General features: G+C 44.7%; 5 protein-coding genes. 2 read left to right on the top strand and 3 right to left on the bottom strand.

The genetic code is table 11. The features are described 5' to 3' along the window. Nucleotides 1-434 precede the first annotated feature (434 nt). Nucleotides 435-1,613 (bottom strand): mechanosensitive ion channel domain-containing protein, encoded by a 1,179-nt coding sequence (locus tag F6K46_RS20835; RefSeq protein WP_293117298.1) that lies wholly within the window; start codon nucleotides 1,611-1,613, stop codon nucleotides 435-437. 47 nt (nucleotides 1,614-1,660) lie between these two features. Between F6K46_RS20835 and F6K46_RS20830 the strand changes: the two genes are divergently transcribed. After that, nucleotides 1,661-1,810: a hypothetical protein gene (locus tag F6K46_RS20830; RefSeq protein WP_293057398.1), complete on the top strand. Its 150-nt coding sequence runs from the start codon at nucleotides 1,661-1,663 to the stop codon at nucleotides 1,808-1,810. A 188-nt stretch (nucleotides 1,811-1,998) separates the two neighbouring features. On the opposite strand, the gene F6K46_RS20825 is transcribed toward F6K46_RS20830, so the two are convergent. Next, entirely contained in the window at nucleotides 1,999-3,219 is a 1,221-nt protein-coding gene (locus F6K46_RS20825; RefSeq protein WP_293057395.1) for a mechanosensitive ion channel domain-containing protein, read from the bottom strand. Between the two features lie 456 nt (nucleotides 3,220-3,675). Further along, complete coding sequence (locus F6K46_RS20820) at nucleotides 3,676-4,866, bottom strand: mechanosensitive ion channel domain-containing protein (protein ID WP_366664720.1); 1,191 nt, start codon at nucleotides 4,864-4,866, stop codon at nucleotides 3,676-3,678. 152 nt (nucleotides 4,867-5,018) lie between these two features. Between F6K46_RS20820 and F6K46_RS20815 the strand changes: the two genes are divergently transcribed. Beyond that, entirely contained in the window at nucleotides 5,019-5,264 is a 246-nt protein-coding gene (locus F6K46_RS20815; protein WP_293057389.1) for a hypothetical protein, read from the top strand. Nucleotides 5,265-5,929: the final 665 nt, after the last annotated feature.

The raw sequence follows: 5,929 nt of genomic DNA, 5'->3' as shown, positions 1-5,929 counted from the left end.
GCCTAGCTAAATGGCAAGTCGATGGCAAATCGATTGGCAAAACGATTTTACTATAAGTTGCGAATTTAGGGAATCATGCTAGGTATGGAAAAAACATGATTGACACCAATTGCCCGTTTGGGCAGCACCCTAGGAGCTAGTTTGAAAGGTTTACTATCTGGGGTGCATCTGATATTTGTAAAAAAGAAGGGGCCCGGGCGCGGGGAGTGTCCGGCCTGGGCGCAGGAATTTTATTAGAATTTTTGCCTAATTTCAAAGGTGCGCTCTTACCATTAAGAATTAAATTCGCGCTTTGGTGGGCTTTCCAATGGGCGAGTAAATCGCCCTTGGGTCGCACCTTGAGGCAAAGCCGACGCGGGGCGCGAACGGGCGCGCACCTAAAAGCGATGCAGCTTCGAAGGGAGCGAGCGCTGCATCGCTTGTTCAAAGCATTGCTAGGATTTAGATACCACCTCACTAACTAAATTTCCCTTCATCTGTTTGTAGTCTTGAACTTGCTTTTCCAGCTCAATATGCAGGTGATCAATCTCCTCTTTTTCCAGGATTTCTAAGATGGCTATATTCAAGCCTTGATTGGCATCATAGTATAGGTCGGGATCAATCACAAATACCCTAATCATAATCACACGAGCATTCTCTTCAATTTTGGAAAAGACAACTGCAAATTTCTGCTTGTGCAAGCCATCGATAGTCGGAATTTTTTCTTTAATAGCCTGACAAATTCGGGGAGTTTGCTTCGCCGAAATTCCATCAATTTTAAGATTGAAATTTATACCCCACTCAAATCTCTCGCCAATCTTCTGTGACCAATTTTCCACAACGCCAGCAATCATTTTAGAATTGGGAACTTTTTTGATAGAACCCCACTCAGTAAGGCGAAGTGTTGTACTTCTGAGACCAATACTGACGATCTGAACAAAACCATTTACGCCGTCCACTCCTACCCAGTCACCAGGTTTATAGAGACCATCAGCGTAGATAATCACCGTACAACACCAGTCATAGATAATGTCTTTGAATAACAAACCTAAGGCGACACCTGCACCACCGAGTAGACCGATCAGTGCACCAGCAGATGCCCCCAACAAAATCTCACTGGCTTTAATGGTCGCAATCAGCACTGCTGCGATCTGAAAAAGCCTTGGGAAGTAGGGCACGAACAAATCGTCGAGTTCAGTTTCAGTGTTGGTTGCCAATCCGGCTAGCAGCTCTCCCAGTAGTGGAGCAGCACGGTAAAGAATATAGGTGGCAATGAACAGAGCAGTCACAAACAGAATTTCGGGGATTTTCTGATTCTGTTCAGGAGTAAGATGGGTGGCCACAACTAGATGTACTACCCATAGTCCAGCCAGCCAAATTAGCCAGCCTAATGGTTGCTTAAGAATCCTAATTAACTCATAGTCTAGGGTGGTTTTGGTACGGCTAGTCAGACGCTCGAGTCTGTGAATGATTATTGAAGTGAACAAGCCTCGCAATATCTGGGTAAGGATGAGGATGAGCACCACAATCACTATCGTGGAAACAGGAATGTTGGCGAGCTGGAAGTCGGAATCAAAGATCCTTGCTTTGATTAGGTTGATTGTATTGTTGAATGTACCCTGAAGGTTTTCCATAGTTTCGAGCAAAATACAACAGCATAGATCCACCTGTGCCTAGTTAAATGGCAAGTCGATGGCAAGTCTATTGGTGGAATGATTTTACTATAAGTTGGGAATTGACTAAGTTGCGAATTGACCCAATAGTGCTGGCATTGCTGAATCGTCGAAGGAATATCAGTGGGGTGGGCATCCTGCCTGCCCGGGAATTGTAACGGGCAAGATGCCCGTTCCACAGTAAGATGCTTGTTAGACAGCAAGATGCTCATTCCACAAAACTATTCAAATCATTCAATTATTAAGCAAATCCCTTGTGCCGATAGTTCCCAGGGTCGTGCCAAGACCAGATGCCCAGAGCTCGAATAGGGATGCAGCCGCGCTGCATCCCTTGTTCAAAGGATTGCTAGGATTTATATGCCACCTCAGTAACTAAATTTTCCTTAACCTCACTAACTAAATTTTCCTTCAGCTGTTTGTAGTCTTGGAGTTCCTTTCTGAGATCAACATGCAGGTGATCAATCTCCTCTTTCTGGAGGATTTCTAATATGGCTATGTTCAAGTCATTCATGGCGGCCAAATAGAGTTTTCTATCAATCACAAATACCCTAACTAGAATCACACGAGCATTCTCTTCAATGCTGGATAATACAACTTTCATTTTCTGCTTGTGCAATCCATCGATAGTCGGAATTTTGGCTTTAATAGCCTGACAAAGTCTGGTAGTTTGCTCCGCTGAAATTCCATCTATTTTCAGAGTTAAATTTATGGCTCCCAACTCCAACGTATCGCCAGGATTCTGTGACCAATAATTGACCACAACTCCACCAATCATTTTAGAATTGGGAATTTTTTTGGTACCACCCACAGTAATAAGACGAACCTTTGTACTTCTCAGACCAATACGGAGTATCTCAACAAAACCATTTATTCCGTCCAATTTTACCCAGTCACCGGGTCTATAGAGACCATCAGCATAGATAACCACTGTACAAAACCAGTCATAGATAATGTCTTTTAATAACAAACCTAAGGCGACACCTGCGCCACCCAGTAGACCGATCAGTGCACCAGCAGATGCCCCCAACAAAATCTCACTGGCTTTACTGGCAGCAATCAGGATTGCTGCGATCTGAAAAAGCCTTGGGAAGTAAGGGACTAACAAATCGTCGAGTTCAGTTTCAGTTTTTGCCGCCAATCCGGCTAGAAGCTCTCCCAATAGTGGAGCACCACGGTAAATAATATACGTGACAATGAACAGAGCGCTCACAGAGAGAATCTCGGGGATTTTCTGATTCTGTTCAGGACTAAGATGGCTTGCCACAACTAGATAGACTAGCCATAGTCCAGCGATCCAAATTAGCCAGCCTAATGGTTGCTTAAGAATGCTAATGAACTCATCGTCTAGGGTAGTTTCTGTACGGCTAGTTATCAGCTCGAGTCTGTGAATGATTATTGAAGTGAACAAGCCTCGCAATATCTGGGTAAGGAGGAGGATGAGCACCACAATAACTATCGTGGAAACAGGAATGTTGGCGAGCTGGAAGTCGGATTCAAAGATCCTTTCTGTGATTATGTTGATTGTAGTGTTGAATGTACCCTGAAGGTTTTCCATCGTTTCGACCAAAATACACTAACATAGATCGACCGCCTAGCTAAATGGCAAGTCGATGGCAAATCGATTGGCAAAACGATTTTACTATAAGTTGCGAATTTAGGGAATCATGCTAGGTATGGAAAAAACATGATTGACACCAATTGCCCGTTTGGGCAGCACCCTAGGAGCTAGTTTGAAAGGTTTACTATCTGGGGTGCATCTGATATTTGTAAAAAAGAAGGGGCCCGGGCGCGGGGAGTGTCCGGCCTGGGCGCAGGAATTTTATTAGAATTTTTGCCTAATTTCAAAGGTGCGCTCTTACCATTAAGAATTAAATTCGCGCTTTGGTGGGCTTTCCAATGGGCGAGTAAATCGCCCTTGGGTCGCACCTTGAGGCAAAGCCGACGCGGGGCGCGAACGGGCGCGCACCTAAAAGCGATGCAGCTTCGAAGGGAGCGAGCGCTGCATCGCTTGTTCAAAGCATTGCTAGGATTTAGATACCACCTCACTAACTAAATTTCCCTTCATCTGTTTGTAGTCTTGAACTTGCTTTTCCAGCTCAATATGCAGGTGATCAATCTCCTCTTTTTCCAGGATTTCTAAGATGGCTATATTCAAGCCTTGATTGGCATCATAGTATAGGTCGGGATCAATCACAAATACCCTAATCATAATCACACGAGCATTCTCTTCAATTTTGGAAAAGACAACTGCAAATTTCTGCTTGTGCAAGCCATCGATAGTCGGAATTTTTTCTTTAATAGCCTGACAAATTCGGGGAGTTTGCTTCGCCGAAATTCCATCAATTTTAAGATTGAAATTTATACCCCACTCAAATCTCTCGCCAATCTTCTGTGACCAATTTTCCACAACGCCAGCAATCATTTTAGAATTGGGAACTTTTTTGATAGAACCCCACTCAGTAAGGCGAAGTGTTGTACTTCTGAGACCAATACTGACGATCTGAACAAAACCATTTACGCCGTCCACTCCTACCCAGTCACCAGGTTTATAGAGACCATCAGCGTAGATAATCACCGTACAACACCAGTCATAGATAATGTCTTTGAATAACAAACCTAAGGCGACACCTGCACCACCGAGTAGACCGATCAGTGCACCAGCAGATGCCCCCAACAAAATCTCACTGGCTTTAATGGTCGCAATCAGCACTGCTGCGATCTGAAAAAGCCTTGGGAAGTAGGGCACGAACAAATCGTCGAGTTCAGTTTCAGTGTTGGCCGCCAATCCGGCTAGAAGCTCTCCCAGTAGTGGAGCAGCACGGTAAAGAATATAGGTGGCAATGAACAGAGCACTCACAAACATAATCTCGGGGATTTTCTGATTCTGTTCAGGAGTAAGATGGGTCGCCACAACTAGATGTACTACCCATAGTCCAGCCAGCCAAATTAGCCAGCCTAATGGTGCCCTAAGAATCTTAATGAACTCATCGTCTAGGGTGGTTTCTGTACCGCTAGTCAGACGCTCGATTCTGTTAATGATTATGGCAGTGAACAAGCCTCGCAATATCTGGGTGAGGAGGAGGATGAGCACCACAATAACTATCGTGGACAGAGGGATGTTGGCAAGTTTGAAGTCGGTATCAAAGATCCTTTCTTTGATTACGTTGATTGTATTGTTGAATGTACTCTTAAGGTTTTCCATAGTTTTGAGCAAAATGCAACAGCATAGATCGACCTCTGCCTAGTTAAATGGCAAGTCGATGACAAGTCGATGGCAAGTCGATTGGTGAAATTATTTTACTATAAGTTGCTAATTTACCCAATAGTGGTGGGTATGCAATTTGGGATTGTGAGCCGCAAACATGATTGAGAGCGATTGGCGGTTTCCACAGCACCCTACGAGCCAGTTTGAAACGTTTATTATCCGTTTGTAGGAAAACTATTCGGTCAATCAACGCTGGAATTTACCGAAAAGTATTAGCTAGTAAAAGACGGCGGAAATACCGACTGCATCAAGACATGGATGTTGAATTCCGCAAAGGATTACTAGCTATTGGTTTGTTTAGCGATCGCAAATCAACTGCAACCAATCAACTGCCCAGTTTGGGTTGATTACAGCCATGGGCTTATAGAATCAAAGGTCTTGTGCCCATAGTTTCCAGGGTCGTGCCAGGAGCTGATGCCGAGACCTCGAATAGCGACGGGTGCGCCGACCTGAGGGGTTCCCCCCACTCGCGCTTTGCATCAAGACAAGCATCAAGACAACCCAGTTACTCCTGCTTGGCCAGACTTGTCAACCCAACTTGTAAACAATTAATTACCTATAAACTGCTAGTTGAACTTGAAACTAAAACTTGATCATGTGGTAGACCTCCCAGGCTGACTAGTCTATAGTCATCTCGTAAAGACGGAGTTAATACTAGCATGTTCACTTGTAATATGGGTACCCTATTTCTAAAATTAATCTAAATTCTCTTGTAGAGATGGCGAAAACAATACCCTATTGATTTGTTCTATTGCTAGCCTATCTCCCCATCTCCCCATTTCCCCATCTCCCCATCTCCCCATCTCCCCATCTCCCCATCTCCGGAGCCCCACACTTTTATGATGAGTATTAAACCGGACTTGATATGAGGGGGATCAGGGGGATCTCACAGGGGTAGGTTTTTAACAAAGACGTGAGGTGTGGGGTGTAGGGGGACCGGGTGTAGGGTGTGGGTGATCAGAAAGCGATGCAGCGCCTTCACGCGGGGGTTTCCCCCATGAGCGACTGCATC

The sequence above is a fragment of the Moorena sp. SIO3E8 genome (assembly GCF_010692445.1).
Classification (GTDB): Bacteria; Cyanobacteriota; Cyanobacteriia; order Cyanobacteriales; family Coleofasciculaceae; genus Moorena; species Moorena bouillonii.
Note: the sequence above shows the minus strand (reverse complement) of the source record. Positions and strands in the feature narration are given on the sequence as shown.

Excerpts from the sequence above, each read along its gene's own strand:
- F6K46_RS20835 (WP_293117298.1), bottom strand. The coding sequence starts at position 1,613 with ATGGAAAACCTTCAGGGTACATTCAACAATACAATCAACCTAATCAAA.
- F6K46_RS20830 (WP_293057398.1), top strand. The coding sequence starts at position 1,661 with ATGGCAAGTCGATGGCAAGTCTATTGGTGGAATGATTTTACTATAAGT.